This is a genomic window from Nostoc sp. CALU 1950, assembly GCF_051172895.1.
GTDB lineage: Bacteria > Cyanobacteriota > Cyanobacteriia > Cyanobacteriales > Nostocaceae > Nostoc > Nostoc edaphicum_A.
This window is the reverse complement of record NZ_JBDNJQ010000121.1, coordinates 1-25,623: the sequence shown is the minus strand read 5'-3', so window position 1 is coordinate 25,623 and position 25,623 is coordinate 1. Positions and strand designations below refer to the sequence as shown.

Below are 25,623 nucleotides of genomic sequence, written 5' to 3'. Positions count from 1 at the left end.
ACATAGTTATTGTATGAAAAATATCACTGAAAAACTCACAAAGTCAACAGACTAGTGCTAGCCCCCTCATTTCATCACTTTTAAAACAGAAAAAGTAGGTAATTGCTCTATTTAGTCCCAAGAGAACAATCACCCAAGAATGAGTGTTTTTACGTTTTCACTCGTAAATGCAAACTACAACGAGTATATTATCAGTTTCACCTGGCATTTGATCACAATTTGCAAATGTGTGGAGAGATACGACAACTAATTAAACTTCTCAAAACTTTAATAACTAGTTATTGAACAAGTCCAAATCTGTCACAGCCCCAAGACTGCTAGAAGATACCAAAAAGGCATATTTCGCCAATATGCCTTTAGTGTAACGGGGAGCCGGAGGTTGCCAGTTAGCTCGACGACGAGCCAATTCTGATTCAGATACATTCAACTGCACTAAACGAGCAGGTGCATCAATAGTAATACTATCGCCTTCTTCTACAAGCGCGATCGCACCACCAACTGCGGCTTCTGGAGCAACATGACCAACTACCATGCCATAAGTACCGCCAGAAAAGCGTCCGTCGGTAATTAATCCCACTGCATCACCCAAACCAGCACCGATAATTGCTGAAGTGGGAGCCAACATTTCTCGCATTCCAGGGCCGCCCTTAGGCCCTTCGTAGCGGATGATTAGAATATCACCAGCTTGAATCTTACCCGCCAAAATTGCAGCTAAAGAGGCTTCTTCCGATTCAAATACCCGTGCGGGGCCGGTAATTACTGGTTTCTTCACGCCGGTAATTTTGGCGACAGCCCCTTCTGTTGCGAGATTACCTCTGAGGATGGCTAAATGTCCTTGGGCATACATCGGGTTATTCCAAGTCCGAATCACATCTTGATTGGCAGATGGTTCTTCTGGGATATCTGCTAGTATCTCTGCAATTGTTTGGCCAGTGATAGTAATGCTATCCCCATGTAGTAAATCATGTGCAAGTAGCATTTTCATCACTTGCGGAATGCCACCAGCTTTGTGCAAATCTATAGCTACATATTTACCGCTTGGTTTTAAATCACACAAAACGGGAACACGGGCGCGGATAGTTTCAAAGTCGTCTATGGTCAACTCTACATTAGCGGCACGGGCGATCGCTAAGAAATGCAGTACTGCATTAGTCGAACCACCGACTGCCATAATCACAGAGATGGCATTCTCGATAGATTTGCGGGTGATAATTTGACGCGGTAAGATTTGTTTGCGAATGGCTTCGACTAACGCATAAGCCGATTTTTCTGTGCTGTCGGCTTTTTCAACATCTTCGGCTGCCATTGTCGAAGAATAGGGCAAGCTCATTCCCAGGGCTTCAAATGCTGAAGACATGGTGTTAGCTGTGAACATTCCTCCACAGGAACCAGCGCCAGGACAAGCGCGACTTTCAACTTCTAATAATTCCTTGTCGTCAATTTTTCCAGCACTGTATTGACCAACAGCTTCAAAAGAACTGACAACGGTTAAATCGCGTCCGTTGTAGTGACCAGGTTTAATTGTGCCACCGTAAACGAATATTGCAGGGATATTCATCCGGGCGATCGCCAGCATTGCCCCTGGCATATTTTTATCACAACCGCCGATCGCTAGTACACCATCCATACTTTGGCCAGTACAGGCGGTTTCAATAGAATCAGCGATGACTTCCCGCGACACTAGGGAATATTTCATCCCTTCAGTTCCCATCGAAATCCCATCGCTAATGGTAATCGTGCCGAACATTTGCGGCATCGCCCCGGCGGTTTTAATTCCAACTTCTGCCCTTTGCGCCAGTAAATTTATCCCCATATTACAGGGAGTGATCGTACTGTAACCGTTGGCAATACCGACAATGGCTTTATTGAAATCTTCATCTTTAAAACCAACTGCGCGTAGCATAGCCCGATTAGGCGATCGCTGCACCCCTTGCGTGACAATTTGGCTTCTCAAATTCTCCGACATAGTTACATCATCCTCTGACTTGCATATATGAGTATGATATTTAGCAACTTTTAATATGTCCAATATATATTTATAGATATTTGAGACTTATAAAATATCAAAACTATGGAACTGCGACACCTGCGCTACTTCATTGCGGTAGCTGAAGAACTACACTTTAGTAAAGCCGCAGAGCGACTTCACATCGCTCAACCTCCCTTAAGCCAGCAAATTCAGCAGCTAGAAGCGGAACTAGGGGTAGAACTTTTTCAACGCAAAACTAAACGACAGGTGCAGCTAACGGAAGCGGGACAAGTATTTTTGCAAGAAGCTTATCAATTGTTCGCTCAACTGTCCAAGGCAATTGATCTGACTCAACGGACAGGTAGGGGTGAGAAAGGACAACTACGAGTAGGTTTCACCAGCTTGGTAACTTACGATTTGCTCCCTGTGATCTTGCGGCGGTTTCGAGAACAGTTTTTAGAGGTGGAGTTAGTATTGCAAGAATTAACGACAACTCAGCAAGAACAAGCGCTATTCAATCACCGCATCCATGTAGGTTTTGCCCATCCACCTTTAGAAGACAACACTCTCAATCAAGAATGCATTCAGCAAGAAGGACTAATTGTAGCTTTGCTAGAAACTCATTTCTTAGCCAGACAAGAAAATATTTCAGTGCGCGAACTAAAAGACGAAAATTTTATTATGTTCCCCCGCCATTTGGGACCCGGACTTTACGATCAAATCATGAGTCTTTGCCAGCAAGGAAATTTCAGCCCAAAAGTGACTCAAGAAGCAATCCAAATGCAGACAATTATCGGGCTAGTGTCAGCGGGAATGGGGATTGCGATCGTACCGTCTTCTTTGCAAAATCTTCAAAGGGCTGGTGTAGTTTATCGCACTTTAGAGGAAAAAACACCATTAGTAGAAACGGCTGTAGTGTGGCGACAAGAGGATATGACACCTGTTTTACGGGAGTTTCTAGAAATTGTCAGAAGTGTCTGTGGTTAATTAATGAGCTGAACTACTCAGACCTGCCTACGGCTGAAGTTGAACGCTCCTAATTCGTGGGGAACAGCCATCAATTACTCCGTAGTTTTTTGGCCTTACATTTGCTTTCGCGGGATCATCATTCCAACACGAGAGCAAAAAGTCAAACCCTAAATTCGCCGCAACGCATGAGTTTCTGCATACGTTGTGGTCGCTCCAGAGCAGAATGTCTATTGCATTAGCTGAGGCTTATACACAGTTTCCCCAGACAGCGCAATCACAATCCTTTGCCGCCTCGCCCACTCAAAGGGAGCGATCACAGTAAACTTGGCCTGTTGTGCCTCCGGCTTCCTCCTTTCCTTGCAAGCTGCCACAAACACGGCTTCCGTTGACTTGACTCTCTTCCAAGTGCGTAACGCTTCTTTGAGATAGGCGATCGCACAGTTTTAGGATGAGCCAGTGGCAAAGATAAGCTTATTTCTTTAGTTCGGTTCCACTCTCAGATAAAACTGTGTACCCACAAACTGAGTAGCTCTGTTTGTTGGATCTACGTTTTCTATTACCTCCGTTATACCTACAGCAATCAAACCTTTACCAAAAATTTCGCTTGTTGCTGCCTCAAGCTGCTTTTGCGTTGCACCCGTTTGACTCAAATCGATTGACGAGACTTGAGAAATCCTCGGTTTATTCAAAACCAGTTGATTTGTTGAGAAGCAAGGAGTTGTGATGCAACGAATGCCATTGTCTTTTAGTGCCACAAAAGTACCTTTTGCTGGGGCATTTGTCGCAGCATAGAAGGCTTCTTTTACTCTCAAATTCCCAAACTCACCGAATCCAGGAAATGTTACTGGAACGATGTTACCTCTGAGAATCACACGGCTACCATCATCATTTTGAATTTTTATTAGTTCGTAAGGCGAGACTTTCAGCGAACTCCAATCAATTGCAGACACATAGCATTCGGAGCGAAAAACACCATCTAAGCAAGGAGTAGCTTTCAAGTTGACTTGCTTTATAAAATACCCACCGCATACTGGAAAAGCACATTTGCGAAAATCTCTTCGCACCATGTAATATCCCCACTGTGGAAACTCTTGGTTTTTGACAGTGACTGCAACAGAATCAGTAGTCTCTGGAGCAGAAATATTTTGCGCCGATACTTTGGAGAAAAATCCGTTAGTGACTATTATTGCACCTAATAGAGGAATAATCGAGTATTTGTAGTTAAAGGATTGTTTGTTCATGGTAACTTTAGATTTTATTTGAGGGTTCAATACCTTTGTTAAAAGCAGAGTTGACAAGATTTTTCGTAAAAACTGCCAAAATTACCTATACACAAGCTCGGAGTTGACAAGGTAAGTTGGAATACTATAACTCTTACACTACTGACAATAGGTTAAAAAAACTTGCGGGAAACCTTAAAGGAATTTTAAGGACTCATTGTTTTTGCCAACTTTGTCCCAGAACCGCCTGACTGTACGCCCAATCTCTGCATTCGAGTATTTTCTGACCTGGGCAGTGAGAATCGGTTCATTAGAGAAATAATCCACGGGCTTTCGTGAAGAACATAGATATTGGCAGATCACCACAGATACTGAAAAATTACCTGGAAATTCTACTTGGTATGTCATGAGTAAATACCCAGACATTACACCGAGAGAAGTTGGTAACTTCTACGGGTTAAGAACTTGGGTTGAATATGGATTAAAGCAAAGTAAAAATGAATTAGGTTGGGCGGATTATCGTTTCACTCGCTATCAAGATATTGAACGATGGTGGGAAATTGTATGTAGTACATATCTCATGGTTAGCCTTCATTCAGAACAAATGCGTCCTTTTGCCCCAGAGCCTCAAACACGATTCGCTTCTCATCCGGAGTGGGATAATGGAAAAGGTTGGAAAAATATTCTCAACAATCTTCGTCTCATACTTCAAACTTTTACCTTATTTGACTTAATTCAGCCTTGGCTTATAGTCTTTTCTATTCCTCAATTATCTTTAGGATTTACTAAACCTCAATCCATCGTTTATAGGCTTACTTCCTCAATCTTTATATTCCTGGCTCGCTCTGATTTCTATTTTTCTTCTGCCTAGAGTGACACAAGAGGGTTAACATTCAACACTTTTGGGATAAAGGTACAGGGTTAGGATTAGCGATCGCTCGGCAAATTGTCGAAGAAACCCACGCCAGAAAATTGAATTTTAACTCGATTCTAGGTGAGGGTACAGAATTTATCATTGAAATTCTGGTGTAATTTTTGGCTTTTTTGGTAAACAGCTTCAGATATCTGGGAATACTAAATCTAGAAGTCTTAAGGATTTAATATTGCAGCCAAGATTTAATGTTCCCTTAATCAAATTTCCCAAATGTTAGTATCAACATCCGATTTATAAGGAGTGTCTAGCTATGCAAGCATATTCACAGCAACAACTAAATTCATTGATTAAGCGACAAATAGCTCTTATCGCTCTAGTAGTTCCTGCATTAATAGTAATTAGTACTGGTTGCACTACTCAAACTTCCAGTAATAATAATCCCCAGCCAACGCCCAGCATTCAAGCTAGTGTGGAAAAGGTACCAGCAACTTTAGCGATCGCAATTGTCGCCCAAGCGTCGAATGACACAGACCAACAGGAACAAATACGAACTTTAACTGAATACCTAAATAAAACCCTGAAACGACCTGTATCTATCCAAGCGGTCAAAGACTACAAACGTACCGTCGATCTTTTGGTAGAAGAAAAGGTGCAAATCGCCTTACTAGGGCCACTTTCTTATATTGAGGCAAAGCGACGGAATCCACAAATCGAGCCAATTGCTGCCCCTATCACTAAAAATACGGGACGACCTTGGTATAAATCAGCTATTATTGCTAATTCTGCTAGTGGGATCAAAACCCTCAACGATCTTAAGGGCAAGCGGCTTGGCTTTACCAGTAAACTATCAACATCAGGTTATATGTTTCCTGTAGTTCACCTATTAGATATAGGTTTCAAGTTTGATAGCGATTTTGCTTCTGTTCAGTTCTTTAAGAACCATAAGAACTCATTAGCTGCACTGCTAGATGGGCAAGTTGATGCTGTAGGTATTGAGTTTGACATTTATAAGCAAGCCAAAAAAGCTGGCAAAATCAATGATTCTTATCAGGTAATGTGGGAATCAGAACCAATTCCCCAATCTCCTATTGTTGTTTCTCAGAAACTATCTCCCCAGCTTATTGCTGAATTGAAAGAGGCATTTATTAGTGCCCCTATTGGAATGCTGAATCTTGATGGAATTCCTTCTAATGGATATACCCTGGTGCAAGACTCAGACTACGATCGGGTGAGGCAGGTCAAGAAACAATTAGACGAAAAATTAGCAAAGACAAAATGAAGATTTGGCAGAAATTTTTTGGTTCTTCGGTAATAACCGTCGGCATGATTATTATTGCTGTAGGCACAAGTAATCTAGTACTGGGACGCGCCCGCATTCGGGTAGAAGAGGCACATTATAAAAGCCTGAAACTGATTGGCAATGCTCAAACCATAAATTTACTCCTAGCCCGGCAAATTATCACAATCAAAGATTTGTTAGTGCTAGAAAATCCTCAAGCTAAAATCGCCGAATATCAAGCAGTGAAGCAAGAATTTTTATCTATATTAGATGAAATGAAAAAACTTAGCCCCACTACTGAAGAATTAGATATTGTATATCGTCGGTATCAAATATTTGATAAATTGGCAACGGAAATTAGTCGATCGGTTATTAGCCAAAATAGTCTGTCTGTAGCAGAGGTGAAGGAAGACTATAGAGCTATTAACGCTTTTAATCGAGATGTGAATTTTTATACTTCTAAGATTATTAGAATTTTGCAACAAGAGCAAAAACTGGCTCTTCAGGCAGGGCAAGAACTAAATCAAACCGAGCAAATTGTCAAGTGGGGAATTCTTGCTTTTATTTTGCTAGTTCTTGCTGGGCAGTTTGTCCTAATTCTATTGCCAGCAGTGCGGTCTATCAAGAAACTTCAGACAGGGGTAGCGACCATTAGAGAGGGTAATCTGGACTACAGATTAGACATCCAGACTAGTGATGAAGTCGAGCAATTAGCCAGCGAGTTTAACCGCATGACTGTTAAGTTAGCAGAGTCTTATCGTGATTTGGAGGCAAAAAAGAATTTCGCCAATGAAGCCAACCAAGCAAAGAGCGATTTCCTGGCCAATATGAGTCACGAACTCCGTACCCCCCTCAACGGTATTCTCGGCTATGCTCAAATTCTCGGACGTTCCAAAGTTATCCCCGACAAAGAACGTCATGGTGTGAATATTATTCATCAGTGCGGCTCTCATCTCCTAACATTAATTAACGACATTTTAGACATCTCAAAAATCGAAGCCCGCAAACTAGAACTCGCTCCCAAAACTATTCACTTCCCCTCATTTGTTCAAGGTGTGGTCGAAATTTGTCGGGTTCGCGCCGACCAAAAAGGACTTGACTTTATTTATCAACCCGATCCCAATTTGCCCACCGGAGTTGAGGCTGATGAGAAAAGGCTCCGCCAAGTCTTACTGAATGTCTTAGGAAATGCGATTAAATTTACTGACAAAGGGAGCGTCACTCTGAAGGTCAAAGTATTAGAGTCAAATTCCACCATTCCCTTGCCTCGCTTCAAGTTCCAAGCGATAGATACTGGAGTGGGCATTGCCTCTAATCAGATCAACAAACTATTCCAAGCCTTTGAACAAGTAGGAGATCAAAAACGCCAGTCGGAAGGCACAGGGTTAGGTTTAGCCATCAGCCAAAGAATTGTGGAATTGATGGGAGGAAAAATTCAGATTGAGAGTGAGCTAGGGGTGGGCAGTAACTTTTACTTTGAGGTGGCATTGCCTCTCGCCTCTGATTGGGCGCAAAAAAGTTTAGTCACTGAGGGACGAACCATTATCGGCTACGAGGGGAAACCACGCCATATTCTGATTGTGGACGATCGCTGGGAAAATCGGTCAGTCTTGGTAAATCTCTTGGAGCCACTGGAGTTCACGTTTACCGAAGCAGAAAATGGTGAAGAAGGCTTAGAGAAAGCCAGAGAAAAACAGCCAGATTTAGTAATTACAGATTTAGCGATGCCGATAATGGATGGCTTTGAAATGCTCAGGGAGTTACGCACTTCTGAGGATATTAAGCATTTGTTGGTAATTGTATCTTCAGCATCGGTGTCAGAAATTGACCAACAGAAGAGTTTAGCTATGGGTGGAGATGATTTTCTCACAAAACCCGTTGATGCGGAAGAGTTGTTCACCTTGCTGGCCCAGCACCTGCAACTCACTTGGAAATATGAAGCAGTCGAGTCAGATATTGGGGACAGGGCGATGGACAAAGAGGTATTCACGGAGCTAATTCCCCCACCAGCCGCAGATTTGGAAATGTTACTGGAACTGGCGCAGGATGGCTTAGTGAGAGAATTGACAGAAACTGCAAAGAAAATTGGCCAAAAGGATCGGCGTTATCAACCTTTTATAGGGCAGGTAGTACAACTAGCCAAGCAATTTCAAACTGAGAAGATTGAAACCTTGATTCAACAATACCTTACTAATATTTAGGATTTAAGGACGATTATGGCAACAACTTTAAGTGGGTTAATTTTAATCGTTGATGATATTTCCACTAATTTGGATGTCATCTCAGAGGCTTTAAGTAATGAAGGCTATAAGGTTGCGATCGCAACCAGTGGCGAACGCGCCCTGCAACAAATTGAGCGGCGACCGCCCGATCTGATCTTACTGGATGTGATGATGCCAGGAATTGATGGATTTGAAACTTGCCAACGCCTGAAAGATAATCCCAAGACTTGTGATATTCCGGTGATGTTTATGACTGCTTTGGCTGATGTAGACAACAAAGTTAAAGGGCTTAAACTTGGTGCAGTAGACTACATTACCAAGCCGTTCCAAGAAGAAGAAGTGTTAGCACGGGTGAAAACCCATTTACAGTTGCGTCTCTTGAGTCAAAATTTAGAACAGCAAGTGGCTCAAAAAACTGCTGAATTACGAGCAACTCAGATGCAAGTCATTCAACGCGAAAAAATGTCGGCTCTGGGCGACTTGGTGGCTGGTGTTGCCCACGAAATTAATAATCCCGTTGGCTTTCTTTCGGGCAATATTCAACACGCTTTAGAGAACATTAAAGATTTGTTTGGATTGCTGGATTTAGTTCAGCAAGAATCTGCTAATTTCAGTCCGGCAATTCAAGATAAAATTGAAGCGATTGACCTCGAATACATCCGTGAAGACTTACCAAAGTTAGTTGGCTCGATGCGGGAAGGAGTAAACCGGATTAAAGACATTAGCATCAGCTTGCGGACATTTTCTCGTGCTGATAGCGATCGCCCCATTCCTGGCAATATTCACGATGGTATTGATAGTACAATTATGATTCTCAAACATCGCCTCAAAGCTTCTGATACTCGCCCAGAAATTCAAGTAATTAAAGAATATGGCAATCTCCCCCAAGTGGAATGTTATGCAGGACAATTAAATCAGGTATTTATGAATCTGTTGGCTAATGCGATCGATGCTTTAGAAGAATCAAATCCTGGACGTAGTTATGCAGAGATTAAAATTAATCCTAATCAAATTATTATTAATACAGAATTATCTGAAGATATGCAGCAAGCAATAATTCGCATCAAAGATAACGGGATTGGCATGAGTGAGGCAGTGCGGGAGAAGATTTTTAATGAATTATTTACTACCAAAGAAGCAGGTAAAGGTACGGGGTTAGGATTAGCGATCGTCCGGCAAATTATCATCGAAAAACATGGAGGGACAATTACAGTCAACTCTGAACTAGCAGCAGGAACAGAGTTTGTCATCACCTTACCCACTCAAGCAGAACAAACAAGTTGATTTTCTAGTATAAGTAAGTCGGTAAGAATAAATCAAACTAGATTAAGTAATGGCGCTCTTAAACATCAGTCTCGCAAAACAATACTTGGGAGCAATGGTACTACTAAAGGTATGGGAAAATGGACGGGATTGGGGTTTTGATAATAGGCTTGATTCTGTCTGGCAATATCTTTTACGAGAACAAGGTCTGCTTTCCGCTTCTGCTCTGCGTAACCTCCAGATAAGGGACTTCCAGAAAATAAAATATACAGATATTGAAGATGTTTTGACTTCTATACCCGAAACTGAATTTTCTCCTGACAACGTTCGCGCAGCGTCTCGTAGAGAAGCTGAATAAACCTGTTCTACCTGCGCTTATGTTTGATTAGCGATCGCTACTTGTTTCCACATCAACACGAAGCACGCTAAATGCTAAATTTTATTTAGCCACCCAGCAGGAGTCTTCTTTTTCTTATGTGGTTCTGGTCTGCCGATTCAGTAGAACAAGAATTATTTGATTTGTATGCCCCAGCCCTGCAATCGCTCGGCGTGAATTTTAATGACGAGCAACTTCAAGACAGTTTAGAAGCATCAAGCTATGGTTTAGAAGATGCTTTCAGGAGCGCAATCGTTTATATACTCTGGCTCGAAGAAAACCTGAAGCCGATCTACCCGACTGCGATACTAATCGACGCACTAGCAAATCAATGGCGCACCAAATACTGGAAGCCGGAGTATTTAGAACTAGAACAGTTGCTCTCAAGAGGAAAGCGCTGGTGGAGGGCAGCAGTGGATAAGTGGGGTTACGACGAGCGTAATCAACTAGTTGCAGACATATTTTATGACCACGGGCAGGAATTTATTAAGTTCCGCAATGGTAAAGAAATTCTGGTTGACACTGCTTATAAGTGGGGATGGCAGCGAGTCGCAGATTATGCGTCCCCGTTTTCAGAAAGTAATTCGTCGCTTGGCAGTATCGTTGCAAGGGAATCTTGATCTACACCTTCTGTATTAGTAGATAAGCACCCTCAAGCAGCAATCGCTTTAGCTACACGCTATTCTGAGATAGTGTGATTTTTACCTTTCCCAATCCACCAACACCCCATCCACAATCGCAATCCCCCACTGCGGAAATTTCGCCACCAGTTTCTTGATCGCAATCTGCAAAGCCGGATCATCCCAGCACTCTTGTAAGAAATCAAACCCCGGATTCTGCCCCGAATTCGCCGCAACCTTGAGTTTCTGCATCCGCTCCGGTCGCATATTTGACCTCGCTACAATCGCCTCATGCGACCATTTTTCAGGATTTGGCACGGGCGCGGCGGAACAAGCACCTTCATGAACTGCTTTGATTTCTACACCGGAAACTGAATTTTCAACTAACAACAAAGTGGAATTACTTTGTTCTACTTGCCCCTGAGTTTGATTAGCGATCGCTGAATTTAAAGATTTTTCATTTTGGGCAACGGGCGCGGCGGAACAAGCACCTTCATGAGAGACTGCCGCCTCAACACCACAATTCTGGTTTTCAGCCAACAACGAAGCAGATTCCCCCTGTACAGCTTCCACAAGCGCCAGCGTCGTGCAGTCTATTGCCACAGGCAAGTCTTTCTCTTTCTCTGACACGCTTTCAAGAAACTGAGGCGACGCGACCCCCAAGGGAGCGATCGCCGTCTCCTCCACTTGCGAATTTTCTGTAAGCGTGTCAGAGATACAGCTAACGAACTCTTTTGAAGAGTTCGTTAGCTGTTCCTGAGCAGTTCGTGAGGTTTCTTGAAAGCCTTGCTCTAACTGACTTTGACCTGAGATAGATGCTTTATACGAAGCACGTATTTCTTCACAGCCAGCATCTATCTCTGAATCCCCAGCATTTGGTTCTCGTTTTAGAGAATCTGGTTGCTGATTAAGAGAATTGGCTTTCTCCCAAAATTCCTTCATCCGACTGCCATGCAAATTTTTCACCATCCAGCTAGCCGTTTCCCTACCATCCTCTATGGACTTATCTGGCTTGAAAATGAATAGCCCATTGTCAGAGAGAATTTTCTTTGCAGAGATAAAAGTACTGTACCCCAAAGCACTTGTTAGCGGCATCCACCGAGAACCATAAGGGTCAGCCGTCCAGCAATAACTGATTAACTGAAGGCTTTTGCTGCGATGCCCAGAGCAAATCTTCAATGGGAATAATGACATGAAGCCGCTTGTAAGGTGACTGTACTTTAGCAGCAGCCTTTTTGGGCTTAGGTCTTGTAATAGTTGCAGTCATTCTACAATCTCCTGTTTATATTGACGCACGGAAATTTCCCCCACTGTCATTGCGGGGCTTGCTACTTGTATTTGGTTGTCTAAAAAGTCACCGATTCACTGAAAGCCTATTGAGGTTGCCAGAATCGCAACTCGTCTCGTGAATACCTATCAGTCTTTTTCGATTGCTCCTTCCAGTGATCCCAAGCCACTATCACCTCATCTCCTAATTCCTCTACTACTTCACCCCTTTCTACATACAAAGTGCGGTATGGATCAGCGTGAGCAACGATAGAGCCGATTCCGATGGTGTCTGGTTGAGAGGATGCGTTTTGGAGTGTGGTAATTAAATCTGTTTCCTCTGTGCTTAATTCCATCCAGTAGTCTGGTTTAATCACTTCGTACTCTTGCGCCACTGCCCAAAACTCCTGCCAGCTACACGCTGGTTTAGCTAGCACCCCCCGAATCTCACTAACCGCCTGGGGTAGCATTTCCAGTTGTTCGGCTCGATATGCGATCGCAGTTGGTGTCGGCTCACTCCCCAAAATTATGGCCGCAGCTTCCAGGGCTTGGGTATTGTTCATGGCACTGGCAAGATTCTTCAACGCCATACCCATGAGCCGCAAACATTCTTGTGCATTTTCTTTGGGTGGTTCAGCAGCTAGCGATCGCAGATCAATTGTTTTCTCCAAGGCAAGTTTGACCTGCTTGTTCAAAGCTTTAGTCGCTTGCTGCGTCATCGTATTCCCCCACTGTTGGACAGGATGCTCTTGTACGGCGTTTTCTAATTTCTGAATGCGCTGCTGGAGTTGTTGGTTCTCAGTCTCTAACTGCCGTAGCGATTCCATTTCATCCAGGCGTTGCTGTAACTGGATGTTTTGCTCTTTCTGCTGTTTGTACAGGTTTTGCAAGGATTGGATTTGTTCTTGTACCTGGGCCTCAGCTTTAACCCCTGCTTCTGCTTGTAGTCCAATCCTCAATTCCTGCTCCAGTCGCTCTAACTCCTGTTTATGACGTTCTTCAATAGCAGCAATCGCTTCCGTATATTCTTTTGGGTAAACTCTTTCACTCGATTCGGACACAATTGCGTCATTTAAACCAGCCAAATCACTATTGTTTACCAGTAACCTCTCACCATCGCTGAAGGTGACAATTTGCTGATAGTTATTCGGAGCCGAAGCCTCAATCACTCCCGAATCCCCATATCTGGGATGTGAAAGGGAAGAAACAGTGACCGAATTACACAATTGCGTTTTGACTTTTTCTTGTTTTGTGCTACTGGTTCTAGTGGGTGACGTATTTTTTGGAACAACCTTCTGTACTGCTTTGGCGAAGTCTGCGGCGGTGGGGAAGGGTTTTTCTTGGGACGCGATTGCAACAGCTTGCTCTAACTTGTCGGGTGTTTTTACCAGTCGGAGCAAGGAGCGAGTTTGAGAAGGCTTAGTAATCTTGTCCCTGAGTTCCTCTGGCAGAGTATCAACTACTTTCTTCGCAGATAGCAAATCTCTGACCCGGCGATATCCCCCGTGTTTGGTCAACTCACTTTCACAGTAAGAGCCTGTCAAGAAACAACTTTTACAATTTATTATCTAGAAAGCTTTCTGAGAAAGCATTTCTAGCTCAAAAGAGGCAAGGTTGTTACTTGACAAGCTCTAAGCTTCAAAGCTCTTGTGTCCACCATCTTCGTAATAGCCTTTGTCTCGCATCAGTCGCAATTCATCGGATGCTTGCCACTCAAAACGGTCGATGGCGGTGAAGGTATCCTGGATACCGTTGTTCAATTTGGTGTAGTCGAGTGCTGATGTTTGTTCGACTTCTAGTGTCAGCATGGCATTTTACGGTCTACTGATAAGAAGGCAAGCAAATGCTTGTCTTGTTTACCTTGCGCTTCAAGTGCGGATAGCAAGTGTGTGAGCAAATGTTATTCGCGTTTGGGCGATTGCCTAAAAAATTAAGTAGCCACTAGAATATGTGGCTACTTAAAATCTAACACCGAGCTAGCTTAAAATCAAGAAAATTATCTAGAATAAAATGGCATACCTTAAAAATGCTTCACCCCCTGTCAAGAGGGGGTGAAGTTTTCATTATTTGAACCAAGTTGTCGATTTGAGATGACATGGCTTTTAACTGACTTTTAAGCTGCTCATTCTCTCTTGCCAGCCCGGTTGTAACTCCCCCAAGACTTTCTTCAAAACTTCTACATCCTCTACTAGCTTGACTATATCCACTACATTACTGTGGACAATCATCTCGCCTATATAATTCCTCATGTGGTTTTCGATATCTTCCGTAATCGATATACCATCTTCTTTCAATTTTGTTTTGTACTTCTCGTATAACTCGGCATCTATCTTGATACCTAGCTGGGCAATTCGCCCTTGTGTCTCTGGCTTTTTGTTCGCAGGCATATTTTTCTGTTGGTCTTTATCAACAATATACTCTTGATCCAGAATAATCTCTGCAAACCTTATTGTAAGCCAACTTAATAATCTAGATTTTTATCTTGACTAAATCTAGATTGTTTGCTAGATTATATCTAGAAAGCAAAAAGACGACCGCCCCAAGTCTCGCAAACCGTGCGATCGCCTTTTATCCAACTGAATGGAGATCAATATTATGCCTTATACAACACATACACAGCAAGCAATTCCTAGTTCTTCCGTTGATGAGCAAACCTTAGCCCAAGCAGAACTGTACACCCACCTCGAATCCCAAGCCGAAGCTGTAGCCCCAACCCAAGACCCCCTGACTGCTCGTGACCGTCGCATCATTGGCGAGATTATCGAAGTCCAACCCGAAACAGTGCGTACAATCTGGATTGAAGGCGGGATTACGGTATGGGTGCAGTTTGTCGAAGGGGGACGGCTACCATTTGACCGCAACTGGTTCGCTACAAGAGTTGCAGAAGTAAAAGCGACTTTACTAGAAACCCCACGGGAACGGAACGAACGCCTGAGCGATGAACTGGAAAAAGCCTGCACTGTTTTTGGTTTATACCACGGAGATATTGACTGGCTCTCATTTAGCACCAAACTCTACCAAGACGGGCGCTTTGTCGGCTTCGTTGGGTGCAATCAAGAAAGTTGGTACGCAAGACCAAGACAGTACGGAGTGAATCGGGTTGCTGGCAGTGCAAAAGATGTGATTGGGCTGCTGGGAGTCAGAGCGGCAGTAGCGGCTTAGTTGCTGAAGGTAGAAAAGGCGATTGCTGCCCAAAACAAGAGCAATCGCCTCCAAAATGTAATCGCTTAAGAAATACCAATCATGACACAAAGTGCAGCAAGTAACATCTCACTTCAAGTAGGTGAGTGTCAAGAAAATATTCTCCTACCTCCGACAGATGCGAATGCAGATGTGTAAGAAATCCCTAGTACTGGAAGTGAGAAAGGGCGAGCGCAGTTCAAGAGAAATGCAATCGCCTGGATAACAAATTTAAACAATCGAAATCATCATGGCACACAAACTATGATTAGCACATTTTCTCTTCAAGCAACCCAGTTGAATGATCCAACAGAGAAAATACTATTACCTCCAACCGACCCCAACGCAGAGGTCATGGAAATCTCTGGCTACAAACTCGTGTATGTCAATGGAGCTTGCCCCAAGAATTACCGGGTATACAAAGCTGATTCGATGATTGGGGTAGTATTTCAACACATTACCCACTGGTCGAATGCTGTAGATCAGATTCGATACGCCGAGCCGGTTGATGCAGCAGTTGGGTTGGATGAATTTATGACGATGACAGGCTACTTTACAACGGCTACAGAACAACCATTCACAGAAGAGGAATTACTCGATAAAGAATTTGACGCACTAACTTTTGAGGACTGGGAGCGGTTAAAGAGATACGTTCCAGCAGCGAAACATTTGGTTGCTGCGTAAAAAATAGGTGGGCAGTAAGACCCACCGTAAGACAAATAGCAAAACCAAATTATTAGTTTATCGAAATAAAACAACACAACTCATCGGATAAACCAATGGAACCGATAGAAATACTGAAGCAGTTCAATTCGTGTTACGTAAAGATTCAGGCGATCGCTCAAGATGAAAACTGGCTCTTGTTAATTGCTGATAAAAAGATTGATCCAGAAGTAGCAACTCAAGTGGGCGATACATTGCATTACTTGGGCGAGGTAATGGGGTGTGTAGAAGAAATCGTTGAAGTCAAGTTTAATCAGGACACAGAATAATGCAACCAACAATCACCATTCCACACAGTTGGAAATACCCCCGGTTCACCTTGAGATTCGGTCAGAATAACCAACTGAATTCTGACTCCTGGCTCCTGAATTCTGCTCGATAAATAGCTAAGTCGAACACTATCCAGTATCAATGCAATTTTTACCAACAACAACGCAATTATGGAAACCATCAAAATCAACAACAGCGTCTTTCTCATTCCACCTAGCCAACCTAAACTACAAGCCAATTGCGCCAAAGAATACGGTCAATTCTTACTCGATTGTCCCCCAAAACTCACAATTCTAGAAGCACAAGCCGGAGGATATCTCAAAGGCAATAAGGCAGACTTTGCGATCGCAGTCTCTCGGCCTGATCGTGCATTGACCATCAACGAAAACTTCACCAACGAACCATTTACTGAGTTATGGGTGATTCCAGTGACGGGGGGACTCAAAGACCAGTTTAAGGGGCCAGCTTCCATGCTGCTTTGCTTCTTGATGCACCGCCGTAGTAAAGACAATTTTGCTGGATTGTACAACCACTTTGCCCATCGCAGCGAACGTTCGGCTTGATTGTTATCAGGAGGAACTTCAGGATGCTCAAGGAAATACCACCATTGACTTGCTTTATCACGCAAAGAACGTAAAAGCTGACCGGCTTTTGCTCCTGCTTTGTCGATCCACTGATTGAGTGAGGAGTGCAATTTAGACTTAAATTGATTGACCCAATCGTTGTAACTTAAGGAGTCAAAAGTCTCAAACCATTGAGCATAGCTCTTAAAAGCTTCATCAATTAAATTAACAAACGCTTCACCAATAGCTTGGTTATGAAGACCTGGAAGTATAATTAGTTTTTTGAAGTGACGGCGTAGATGAGCTAAACATTTTTGCTGGGCAACAGCTTGATAGCCATTGTAAACGCTAAAATCATCGCTGCTGAGTACCCCTGTATACTCAGTCCCTAAAATGGCTGATAATTCGGCTCTGGAACGAGTGTCAGCAGCAGTAAACAGGCAGAAATCAGAATTGGCAACTACCCACAGCCATTCTTTGATTCCTTTGACAGGCCAAGGTGTTTCATCCACATGAATGTTAGGTTGTGTCTGTTTTAGCCAATTACCTAATTTACTAACACTCGGTTCAATTGCTTTTTGGATTCGTTCATTGGTTGTCACTAACGTTCCTAACCCAATTTCAATTTGCCCTAGTTCCCATAACATTTCTTGCTGTTTTTCATAGGGCATATGTGCATAATTATTTACCCATCCTAAAAACGCCTGTAAAGAGATTCCTAAATCTTGCCCTGGGATAATCTCTGGTGACCACTCGGCTGCTTGTATATTTCCACAGCATTCACACACACAGGTATGGCGTTGATACTCCACTATTTCGATGGGACACTCCACTAGTTGCGCTACCGAGTGTCTTTCTACTTTTACTGCCACAGCTGCAAATGCTTTTTGACCGCAATAAATACAATCACTTGGACGTAGGATTTCATAACGATCTACTCTGCCAAAACCTTTACGCGTTTTTCCCTGATGCCCTGGTTGCCCGCCTGCTTTTCTTTTCGGGTGGTTTGCTTCTTCTAGGGGTGCTTTTTTGCTTTCGCTTTTTTTCAGGATGTCTCCAGACGGTGGTTTCGATGAATTTTTACTATCTAAATCTCTACTGACTTTTAAATACTCTATTTCTTGCTGTAGCTCTACGATTATTTTCTGTAATTCACCTATCACCTTACCCTGCTCAATAATTATCTCTACCAGTTCTTCTTTCGATAGCTGGTTCAAGCTTTCTCTGTCTAAATTTTGAGGCAGGCTTTGGTTCATATTTGTGATACTCACCCTCAAGTGTCCCCTTTGTCAATACTCTGCCACCTGAATCCTTACCTTTGGGCGATAAGCTCCCCCTCAAGTAAAGGCTATCGCGCAACCGCTCTTTTCTTGTCCTGGGAAGATAAAAATACAAGAGTTACCGCACTAGGATTTATGAAAAATTCAGCTTATAGCTTCAGTTCATTAGTTAAACAAATAACTCAAGTCGGCATTGGGTTTTTAGTAATGCTATTGTTAACTGGTGGTCGTCCGCCTGCATTCGTAGTAAATTTAACTGCTTGTTCAAGTATTGTATTTGTTGCCTATAGTGAGGCACGGAGGCTAGCGAAAGGAAAGAATTAATCTTCAAAAGATATCAGCGTTTGCCCTGTCAGCTATGTTAGTCAAGTCAATAGAAAAACGAGTTCAGGAATTAAATGAAAATTTAGAACTATCCCTAGATGAGATTTTTGATACTGTCTGCCAAGAGTATAATCTGAATGCTGTGGCAATCGAAGAAGCCTTGGGGTGTAAATGTCCGTTTGCGCTGATTGGTTTTATCACCACATTAAAATCAGCAGATCCAGGAAGTTATACACAGTACAAATACTAAAATGTCAACCGATAAATTTCAGCAAGAGGCTCAATCAACTTTAGATATACCCTATCAATTAAAATTAACACGAAGTACTATTGGATTAATTGCAAATAATGGGACTTTACAGATTATGTGGGAGAAGGATCTACTAACAGGAGAAATTCAATTTTATATGAAAGAGGATGAGAAAGTTTATATTGGCAAGGGGCTTTCTTGCCGTGAAGCTTTTGCTAAAAAGCAGGAAATATTATAACTAAATCTAGTAAAAAATTAACCCTGCTCTTTAGTATGCTCTTCTCGAAAAGCCACTACTCGGATAAGCATTAGGCATTATTATTGCCGCCATTAACTGGTATGTCGAAATGCAATACGTCTTCGCGATCGCCCAGCTTTGTATAAAGTTTAATGGCTGGATCGTCACCGATATCCGCCTGGACGAAAATGACATAAGCTCCACATGCTGCTGCTACTTCTTTCAGCTTCTGAATTAATGCCGTTGCGATTCCCTGCCGTCGGTGTGCGGCGGCAACAGCTAGATCGTAGATGTAAATCTCACTGCGCTCCTGCTCGAACTTTTTAAGCTCGTAGGCAGTAAGACCGCCAACGACCTCACCTTCTTTCAATGCGGCGATCGCAATGAAGTAGTCACTATCGAGCAGTTGCCGCAGGTAGTCTGTACTAGGAGGATTTCTATATGTCTCCACCTGATCGAACGCCTCACCAAAGGTCGCTAATAGAGCTTCCATTAATGCAACGTCCTCCGGTACAATCTGTTGAATGCTTAAGTTCATTGGTATTTCCTAAGCTACATTCCTGTTGAGTGGCTAAATCCTGCTCGTTCATACAATAACTGAATTCTGGCTCGTGACTCCTGAATTCTGTTTTGATAAACCAATTATGACCCTTGGTGGAAAGCAGAAGTGGTAACGCTTTATGAACCAGGACTTTGAACGGATAGCTTAACGTGTATAAAAACAACAAGAATAGTTGATGATAATCATGCCTTGGAACCTAAAGCAATTATCCCAGTAATGCAAATCCAAGGGTCTGGTTTTAGTATTTCAGTAAATTCACTGCAACAGTATTTCTGTAGAAAGGTACATAAAAGTAGAAGTTAACTTTCAGGAAAATTACGATGAATTTTACAGAGTCTATCAAAAATGAGCTAATTTATTCAGGTATAATTGACCAAACTTTAAAGGTAGGAGATATTATTCCTAATTTCATTCTACTTAATGCTTTCGGTCAAGCAGTAGAATTACAAAAACTACTAGTTAGTGGGCCTGTAGTTATTTCCTTTTTTCGAGGTTCTTGGTGTCCTTTCTGTAACTTGGAACTAGCAGGACTCCAACAAGCATTACCTGCAATTAAAACATTAGGAGCATCAATAATTGCTATTTCACCTCAAACTACTCGTCATACTATATCAACTGTAGAAAAACATGAACTAACTTATGAAGTATTGAGCGATCGCAGCAATATGATTGCTCGTCAATTTGGCATTGTGTTTCAAATCCCGGAGTATCTAAGACCTATATTAGAGTCAAAGGGTCATGTGTTACCTAGATACAATGGAGATGAGTCTTTTGAATTACCTATTCCAGCTACATTTGTAGTTGATCGAGACGGAAAAATCGTTTATGCTTTTGTTGATGCAGATTATACTAAACGGTTAGACCCAATTGAAATAGTGAGTATTCTAAGAAATATTCCTATAGTTAGCAAAAGCTAGTATCGCTTGGCGTAATTCGTGATTCTGATACTACAAGCCTTTCATGGATTTGGAAGGGTGTTTTATTTACGCTATACTGTAGTAGTATATTAATTTAAAATTAAACTATTTTTCCAATTTTTAGATAATATTCATCTTTGTATCAGACTCATTTCAGAATAATCTGTCACTCTAATAATTAAAACAAATCAGGCAGTATTGAGGAAATATTTCCTTATAAAGTATCTGTCTAATTTGATAAATTTCACTTAAAATTATCATAAAAGAGTTGTCAAAGATATGCAAAATACTAATCTACAAAAAGCGACATTTGGAGCAGGCTGTTTCTGGGGAGTTGAAGCAGCATTTCGTCAAGTAAAGGGAGTAACTTCTACAGCAGTTGGTTACACTGGCGGACACTTTGAGAATCCAACCTACGAAGATGTCTGTAGAGGCAAAACTGGACATGCTGAGGCAGTGGAAGTGGAATACAATCCAGCAATAGTATCTTATGATGAACTACTAAATGTGTTTTGGAATAAGCACAATCCCACAGAATCAAACCACCAGGAGCTAAATGTTGGTTATCAATATCGGTCAGTGATATTTTTCCATACTCCAGAACAGGAATTATTAGCAAGAGCCTCCAAGGAGCAGCTTGAAAATAGTTCTCGTTATCACAAAAATCCAATTGTGACGGAGATTGTATCTGCATCGCAATTCTATAGAGCGGAAGAGTATCATCAGCAATATCTGGAGAAGCATGGACGAGCATCTTACAGGATAGGCTAATCTTTCACTGGTTCAAGGGGATGTTAAGAGTCGAATGCTGTAAATCCCCTTACTTGCTATACATATCAGGGAACTTTACTTGAAGTTTAGCCAGCTTCGGCAAGTCATTCATTACAACATAGCGATCGCTCGGATGATGCACTATATAATTCTGATGGTATGCCGCAGCCTGATAAAAACCTTTCAAAGAATCTAATTCTGTGACAATCGGCTTGTCGAAGACTCGCGATTTGTTGAGTTGAGCAATATATTCTTGTGCAGTCTGTTTCTGCTCATCGTTAGCAAAAAAGATCGCCGAACGATATTGCTTACCTGAGTCTGGCCCTTGTCGATTCAACTGTGTTGGGTCATGGGCTACCAAAAAGTAGACCTTGAGAAGCTGGTTATATGATATTTTTGATGGATCGTAAGTGATTTTTACGGATTCAGCATGATTAGTTAATCCAGCACTGACAAGTGTGTAGTCTGCGGTTCTTGCATCACCCCCAGAAAAGCCAGAAACGACATCAGAAACACCTAATAGATGCTCAAAAACTGCTTCCATTCCCCAGTAGCACCCACCAGCGAAAACCGCTACTTGCTTTCCCTGCGGTGCAACAGTCGAAATATCAGTGGCGGGAGCAGAAAGCATCACACGAGATGCACCGTATAGGAGTAAAAAAATCAGCGAAATGATGGACAAGTTGCGTAATAACTGACGGGAGAGAGTAAAGTTATGAATTGACATGAGATTGTGAACTCCTTTATTTAATAGACGAAGAACCGAGTTTATCAAAACAGAATTCAGATGTTTCTAAAATTGCTTGCTCGGTGCGAGTTGGATAGTATTCTAGCAGTTCACAAATTTGCTCAAATAGTTCTGAACCTTGGTCATCGATAAGTAACGGCATGGTAGGTAAGATTTTAGGTTGATTGCTTAGTGGTTGAATAATATCTGTGTCTTCTTGAATTGATAGCTGAGACGAATGTAAATTAATCCAGCGAAAGCGAGAATCTTATTTTTGTTGAATCCTCAATTTATTGCTCTCCTTAAGGCATAGAAAAACTTGCACCATTTCTCTAAAATAATCGTTTTTTGTTTTCCCCTCCTTTTTGTCATATATTCTGTAATTTATTGGGATTGAATTCCCATTAACATCGCTGTAATATAAAGTAATTAAATTTAAGCCAATAATAGTTTTGTGGGCTTTCCCTGACCAAAAATAACTGATTAATTCCGCATTGTTTGGGTCGCTGTAAATCTTTTCTATGACTGTATCATCTACACTTAATATCCCTCCTACCAAGTTGATGATTTTCTCTATTATGTTGAATAAATCTTGTGGTTCGTATCTCTCTCTCAATAAAAAGCGATTGACGCTATCATGTGAAACATCTCCCAATATCTCGGCTAACCTACTGCATCCTCCATACTTTGGCTCTGACAGCAAAAATAAGGTGTAGATGTCTAGATTGCATTGTGCTGTGGAGGGTTTAGTAATTTCTCTCATTCTCCAATATCCACTACTAGACGACCCATATTTATCAATTCACTATTTTGTTATTCTGTCAATGCGTAAGTCCTATATATTTATCTTTACATAGTTTGGTTTTTTCGCGCCGACCTACTTATACCTTTATTGATAAATAAAAATAGAGCAAATAAGTAAAATTACCATATATTTTTATTGGTAACAAACATAATATAAAAATGAAACATATCTAGACGATTTATGTTAGGGAATAAAATTTTTAAGACTGACAATACGAAATTCATCAAGACTAAATTGCTTGCATTTATTGTTTTTACGACTTTTTTACCATTACCTGCTAGTGCTATTACCTTCGTTCAAAACAGGACTGATTTACAAAGTAATGACAAAATTGAATGGTCAAGTCTAGGAAAAGTTATCGATCCTTTTGCTTCTAACCCTAGTACATTTCTCCCACCATCTTTTTCTGCAACATCAACTGGTGGTTTAGGAGTGAATGTCAATATTCCGTCTGCCGGAGGTGATATAACACCACCATTTATTTTTCAAAATAATCCACCAGTACAAACAAATTTTGGTGCGGGAGACTTCCTATTATTTACAGGTTTTAGTCCGACTATTATTCCCACCGGAAATCCTAATCCCTTAACAATTGTTTTTGATAAAAACGTTAAAGCTGCTGGAACCCAAATTGCTGCAAGTGGTAGCGCAAACCTCGACTATGAAGTATTTGTATCAGCGTTTGATGATGCAAATAATTTACTAGGCACTTTTTCTTTACCCGGAATATCCTCTGGTGCTAGAGATAATTCTGCTGTCTTCTTAGGTGTAAAAAGTGATACAGCCAATATTAGAAGTTTGGTTTTTAGCACTTCCTCTCCCCAACGTGGCTTTGGAATTAATACAGTGAGTATTGCAACAGTAAGTGAACCCTATTCTGATTTCGGCTTATTGATTCTTGGTACTTTAGGTTTAGGTTTGCAAGGCTATAAATTAGCCCATCACAAACTGAATAACTAATAATAAACACAGATAGTGACAAGTAACAATATCAGTCTTAATGTGTTTCCTTCATTTTTTGCTAGTACGTCACTGTGCTAGTTATAAACTTAGAATTTCCTGACTATCCAAGGTATTCCAGACGTAGCTATTATACGTCTGGAACTGATTCATACTTATCAGTCCCATAAAATTTATTTGACATGACAAAAGTGCTTCGCAAAGCGACAAATAACCTGCTAAACACTTGTCTATTTATATTATTCAGTGGGTTTCCCATATAATAATCTATCGCCGCATTTTGATAGCAAGTAGGTTTCGGAATCTTGCTTAATTGTGGTTTGAGCATTCAGGAATAAAGTAAATATTAGGGCATTAAGCTTGGTTAAAATTCTGACCAACGCTTGCAAACTTGTTCGTAACAATCGGGTGGAGTAATTTTTAATTGGTGTAAAAAAGTAACCTCAATCTGAGGTTCAACTTTTAGCACCAGAAGAATATCTTGATGGGGATTGTATGTTGCGACTGCTGGGAAAATAGATGAGATTATAGATGAGTTAAGTGATTGTGATTGCAAGTAAAACCCAATTAGATCGCAGGGGAGAAACTGGAGGGTGAAGGGAACTGTATCAAAGTTTGTAATTGTTGACTGAGTAACTTGAGTATCTACATCACATAAGACAACTCCCCGTCCAAATGACTGAAATCCTTTCCATGCTGTGTAACCAATGACCAGCAGATTATTATGAATAAAACTATTTTGCCAGTAGCCAAAATTTCCTTGCCAGACACTATTGGATGGTCGCATTGACTTCCTCCCGTAGCAGCAATGGAATAATTTTCCCTTGCAGTAGACTAGGCTTGTGTTTGCTTTGAGGAAGAGCCGTTTGTTTAACAAAGGGATGAATAGCAGTAGAAATCTTCCCAGTTCGTTGAAGATAGAATTTCGGCATGATAATTAACTGAACTATTAATTTAGTAACTTAGCAATTCCTATGCATGATTGGGAAAGTATTTGCTCAGTGATGAAACAGGACTATGTACGTCATATACGCCATTGACGACCTCTTTTTTTTAAACTTTCACCTGTTAGTTAATACAGCATTTCATTGTTCCTATGACTATTTGCAAACGCTACTCTCATCTGGAGTAGCGATCGCGATCGCTACATCTCAAGACACAATTTGTAATGGGAATTAACCGCTAGTCCTCTCATAGAAAGTCGTAATCTGTAGCGTATTGATATGTGGGACTATGAGAACGTAAAGCTGAGGTTAGAGAACTTCCTGGGATCAAATCAACTTTCGCCTCCGAAACGGAATTATCAATTTTTTAGTGGTCTAGAACTTCGATTATTCCAGTAAAATTTTGTGATATTTTCTCTAAAAGCTTTGGTCTGAGTTTTCGCAAAACTATAAAACTGAAGCTATCGCGCTAGCTGATGCTATCAGATTATTAAATCAATGGATTAAAACTACTGAAATAAGTAAAAATGCCAATGCTCATCATCAAGAAAAATAAATACTCATTGAAATACTTGTTGGTTTTTTGGGAAAAGGCAAGAGGAAAAGGCAAAAAAAAATACCTTTAAGCTAGCCTCAGCAACCTTTTTCTAAAACCAAATTCTGAGTTCAAAATTGCATTGTTCTCAGTAGTATTAATACTCATGTAACTATATAACTAGCTATTTTTAAAAGCTTTAATAGTGTTGCAATCGTTACATTTTAGATGGGTTATATCTCTTTTTTATATTATTATCTGTCTGATGGCTGATATATCTCTTCTAATTTTTCAAGCAAGCTTATCCATAAGATAGTTTTATTTTATATCAAAAAACGTCTATTTTAGAGATAAGTCTGAAAAGTATTCGTATAAATCAAAGTTGAAAAATAAAGTGGCATATTGTCCCTTATTGAAGTAAAAAATTTGCGGATTAAGCAAGCAAAACTAACTATTACAGTCCAGAAATGTTGAATCCTAATACAAAACTTTACATATCTAGTTACACTAACTCTA

At 41.2% G+C, this 25,623-nt stretch carries 27 protein-coding genes and 4 pseudogenes; 17 read left to right on the top strand and 14 right to left on the bottom strand.

Translation table 11 applies throughout. The features are described 5' to 3' along the window. Positions 1-274: 274 nt before the first annotated feature. On the bottom strand, positions 275-1,966 hold the full coding sequence (gene ilvD, locus ABF638_RS26605; RefSeq protein ID WP_435025895.1) for a dihydroxy-acid dehydratase: 1,692 nt from the start codon (positions 1,964-1,966) through the stop codon (positions 275-277). 105 nt (positions 1,967-2,071) lie between these two features. Between ilvD and ABF638_RS26600 the strand changes: the two genes are divergently transcribed. Beyond that, positions 2,072-2,956: a LysR family transcriptional regulator gene (locus tag ABF638_RS26600; RefSeq protein ID WP_435025894.1), complete on the top strand. Its 885-nt coding sequence runs from the start codon at positions 2,072-2,074 to the stop codon at positions 2,954-2,956. Positions 2,957-3,417: 461 nt separating this feature from the next. Here the strand turns inward: ABF638_RS26600 and ABF638_RS26595 are convergent, their stop codons facing one another. Then, positions 3,418-4,179, bottom strand: coding sequence for a DUF6748 domain-containing protein (locus ABF638_RS26595; protein ID WP_435025893.1), 762 nt, complete (start codon positions 4,177-4,179; stop codon positions 3,418-3,420). Between the two features lie 252 nt (positions 4,180-4,431). On the opposite strand from ABF638_RS26595, the pseudogene ABF638_RS26590 reads away from it, so the two are divergent. The 7 genes and pseudogenes from ABF638_RS26590 to ABF638_RS26560 form a co-directional block, all read left to right on the top strand. Continuing rightward, positions 4,432-5,029, top strand: a pseudogene (locus ABF638_RS26590) (IS701 family transposase); the annotation flags it as partial. Positions 5,030-5,067: 38 nt separating this feature from the next. Continuing rightward, positions 5,068-5,190, top strand: a pseudogene (locus tag ABF638_RS26585) (ATP-binding protein); the annotation flags it as partial. 152 nt (positions 5,191-5,342) lie between these two features. Continuing rightward, entirely contained in the window at positions 5,343-6,311 is a 969-nt protein-coding gene (locus tag ABF638_RS26580) for a phosphate/phosphite/phosphonate ABC transporter substrate-binding protein (RefSeq protein WP_435025892.1), read from the top strand. Next, positions 6,308-8,512, top strand: a complete 2,205-nt coding sequence (locus tag ABF638_RS26575) for an ATP-binding protein (RefSeq protein ID WP_435025891.1) — start codon at positions 6,308-6,310, stop codon at positions 8,510-8,512. The genes ABF638_RS26580 and ABF638_RS26575 overlap by 4 nt, the downstream gene beginning before the upstream one ends. A 15-nt stretch (positions 8,513-8,527) precedes the next feature. After that, positions 8,528-9,817 carry a hybrid sensor histidine kinase/response regulator gene (locus tag ABF638_RS26570; RefSeq protein WP_435025890.1) on the top strand — a complete coding sequence of 430 codons (1,290 nt, stop codon included), beginning with the start codon at positions 8,528-8,530 and terminating at the stop codon, positions 9,815-9,817. A 49-nt stretch (positions 9,818-9,866) separates the two neighbouring features. After that, on the top strand, positions 9,867-10,154 hold the full coding sequence (locus ABF638_RS26565; RefSeq protein WP_435025889.1) for a hypothetical protein: 288 nt from the start codon (positions 9,867-9,869) through the stop codon (positions 10,152-10,154). A gap of 116 nt (positions 10,155-10,270) precedes the next feature. Beyond that, positions 10,271-10,792 (top strand): hypothetical protein, encoded by a 522-nt coding sequence (locus ABF638_RS26560; RefSeq protein ID WP_435025888.1) that lies wholly within the window; start codon positions 10,271-10,273, stop codon positions 10,790-10,792. Between the two features lie 81 nt (positions 10,793-10,873). Here the strand turns inward: ABF638_RS26560 and ABF638_RS26555 are convergent, their stop codons facing one another. The 5 genes from ABF638_RS26555 to ABF638_RS26535 form a co-directional block, all read right to left on the bottom strand. Then, positions 10,874-11,887, bottom strand: a complete 1,014-nt coding sequence (locus ABF638_RS26555; RefSeq protein WP_435025887.1) for a hypothetical protein — start codon at positions 11,885-11,887, stop codon at positions 10,874-10,876. Between the two features lie 19 nt (positions 11,888-11,906). Then, positions 11,907-12,059 carry a hypothetical protein gene (locus ABF638_RS26550; protein ID WP_435025886.1) on the bottom strand — a complete coding sequence of 51 codons (153 nt, stop codon included), beginning with the start codon at positions 12,057-12,059 and terminating at the stop codon, positions 11,907-11,909. 106 nt (positions 12,060-12,165) lie between these two features. Next, a complete protein-coding gene (locus ABF638_RS26545; protein WP_435025885.1) occupies positions 12,166-13,575 on the bottom strand; it encodes a hypothetical protein in 1,410 nt (469 codons plus the stop codon). Between the two features lie 114 nt (positions 13,576-13,689). Continuing rightward, positions 13,690-13,866, bottom strand: coding sequence for a hypothetical protein (locus tag ABF638_RS26540; protein ID WP_435025884.1), 177 nt, complete (start codon positions 13,864-13,866; stop codon positions 13,690-13,692). 294 nt (positions 13,867-14,160) lie between these two features. Continuing rightward, a complete protein-coding gene (locus ABF638_RS26535; protein WP_012413087.1) occupies positions 14,161-14,445 on the bottom strand; it encodes a hypothetical protein in 285 nt (94 codons plus the stop codon). A 208-nt stretch (positions 14,446-14,653) separates the two neighbouring features. On the opposite strand from ABF638_RS26535, the gene ABF638_RS26530 reads away from it, so the two are divergent. The 3 genes from ABF638_RS26530 to ABF638_RS26520 all read left to right on the top strand — a co-directional run bounded on the left by ABF638_RS26530 (position 14,654) and on the right by ABF638_RS26520 (position 16,230). After that, entirely contained in the window at positions 14,654-15,220 is a 567-nt protein-coding gene (locus ABF638_RS26530) for a hypothetical protein (protein ID WP_435025883.1), read from the top strand. A 282-nt stretch (positions 15,221-15,502) separates the two neighbouring features. Then, a complete protein-coding gene (locus ABF638_RS26525) occupies positions 15,503-15,922 on the top strand; it encodes a hypothetical protein (RefSeq protein WP_435025882.1) in 420 nt (139 codons plus the stop codon). A 95-nt stretch (positions 15,923-16,017) separates the two neighbouring features. Beyond that, positions 16,018-16,230 carry a hypothetical protein gene (locus ABF638_RS26520; RefSeq protein ID WP_435025881.1) on the top strand — a complete coding sequence of 71 codons (213 nt, stop codon included), beginning with the start codon at positions 16,018-16,020 and terminating at the stop codon, positions 16,228-16,230. 536 nt (positions 16,231-16,766) lie between these two features. Here ABF638_RS26520 and tnpC read toward each other — a convergent pair. Next, positions 16,767-18,050: pseudogene (gene tnpC / locus ABF638_RS26515) on the bottom strand (IS66 family transposase); the annotation flags it as partial. Between the two features lie 382 nt (positions 18,051-18,432). On the opposite strand from tnpC, the gene ABF638_RS26510 reads away from it, so the two are divergent. Together ABF638_RS26510 and ABF638_RS26505 are read left to right on the top strand one after the other, a co-directional pair. Further along, the gene (locus tag ABF638_RS26510; RefSeq protein WP_104899633.1) at positions 18,433-18,648 is read left to right on the top strand and encodes a hypothetical protein; all 216 of its coding nucleotides are present in this window, start codon (positions 18,433-18,435) and stop codon (positions 18,646-18,648) included. A gap of 1 nt (position 18,649) precedes the next feature. Continuing rightward, positions 18,650-18,886, top strand: coding sequence for a hypothetical protein (locus tag ABF638_RS26505; RefSeq protein WP_435025879.1), 237 nt, complete (start codon positions 18,650-18,652; stop codon positions 18,884-18,886). Positions 18,887-18,956: 70 nt separating this feature from the next. Here ABF638_RS26505 and ABF638_RS26500 read toward each other — a convergent pair whose 3' ends face one another. Then, positions 18,957-19,424, bottom strand: coding sequence for an AAC(3)-I family aminoglycoside N-acetyltransferase (locus ABF638_RS26500; protein ID WP_435025878.1), 468 nt, complete (start codon positions 19,422-19,424; stop codon positions 18,957-18,959). A gap of 344 nt (positions 19,425-19,768) precedes the next feature. Here ABF638_RS26500 and ABF638_RS26495 point away from each other — a divergent pair, with 344 nt between their 5' ends. Further along, on the top strand, positions 19,769-20,365 hold the full coding sequence (locus tag ABF638_RS26495) for a peroxiredoxin-like family protein (RefSeq protein ID WP_435025877.1): 597 nt from the start codon (positions 19,769-19,771) through the stop codon (positions 20,363-20,365). Between the two features lie 279 nt (positions 20,366-20,644). Then, positions 20,645-21,136: a peptide-methionine (S)-S-oxide reductase MsrA gene (msrA, locus tag ABF638_RS26490; protein ID WP_435025875.1), complete on the top strand. Its 492-nt coding sequence runs from the start codon at positions 20,645-20,647 to the stop codon at positions 21,134-21,136. Between the two features lie 49 nt (positions 21,137-21,185). Here msrA (ABF638_RS26490) and msrA (ABF638_RS26485) read toward each other — a convergent pair whose 3' ends face one another. From msrA (ABF638_RS26485) to ABF638_RS26475, 3 genes and pseudogenes are all read right to left on the bottom strand, one after another. After that, positions 21,186-21,863: a peptide-methionine (S)-S-oxide reductase MsrA gene (msrA, locus tag ABF638_RS26485; protein WP_435025874.1), complete on the bottom strand. Its 678-nt coding sequence runs from the start codon at positions 21,861-21,863 to the stop codon at positions 21,186-21,188. A 16-nt stretch (positions 21,864-21,879) separates the two neighbouring features. Further along, positions 21,880-22,065 (bottom strand): L-histidine N(alpha)-methyltransferase, encoded by a 186-nt coding sequence (locus ABF638_RS26480; protein WP_435025896.1) that lies wholly within the window; start codon positions 22,063-22,065, stop codon positions 21,880-21,882. A gap of 120 nt (positions 22,066-22,185) precedes the next feature. Further along, a pseudogene (locus tag ABF638_RS26475) lies at positions 22,186-22,626 on the bottom strand (IS701 family transposase); the annotation flags it as partial. Positions 22,627-22,848: 222 nt separating this feature from the next. On the opposite strand from ABF638_RS26475, the gene ABF638_RS26470 reads away from it, so the two are divergent. Further along, positions 22,849-23,628: a hypothetical protein gene (locus ABF638_RS26470; protein ID WP_435025873.1), complete on the top strand. Its 780-nt coding sequence runs from the start codon at positions 22,849-22,851 to the stop codon at positions 23,626-23,628. Between the two features lie 364 nt (positions 23,629-23,992). On the opposite strand, the gene ABF638_RS26465 is transcribed toward ABF638_RS26470, so the two are convergent. Both ABF638_RS26465 and ABF638_RS26460 read right to left on the bottom strand, forming a co-directional pair. Further along, positions 23,993-24,415, bottom strand: coding sequence for a hypothetical protein (locus ABF638_RS26465; protein ID WP_435025872.1), 423 nt, complete (start codon positions 24,413-24,415; stop codon positions 23,993-23,995). Then, positions 24,399-24,560, bottom strand: a complete 162-nt coding sequence (locus ABF638_RS26460) for a hypothetical protein (protein ID WP_435025871.1) — start codon at positions 24,558-24,560, stop codon at positions 24,399-24,401. The genes ABF638_RS26465 and ABF638_RS26460 overlap by 17 nt, the downstream gene beginning before the upstream one ends. Positions 24,561-24,645: 85 nt before the next feature. Here ABF638_RS26460 and ABF638_RS26455 point away from each other — a divergent pair, with 85 nt between their 5' ends. Then, the gene (locus tag ABF638_RS26455) at positions 24,646-24,807 is read left to right on the top strand and encodes a hypothetical protein (protein ID WP_435025870.1); all 162 of its coding nucleotides are present in this window, start codon (positions 24,646-24,648) and stop codon (positions 24,805-24,807) included. Positions 24,808-25,623 lie beyond the last annotated feature (816 nt).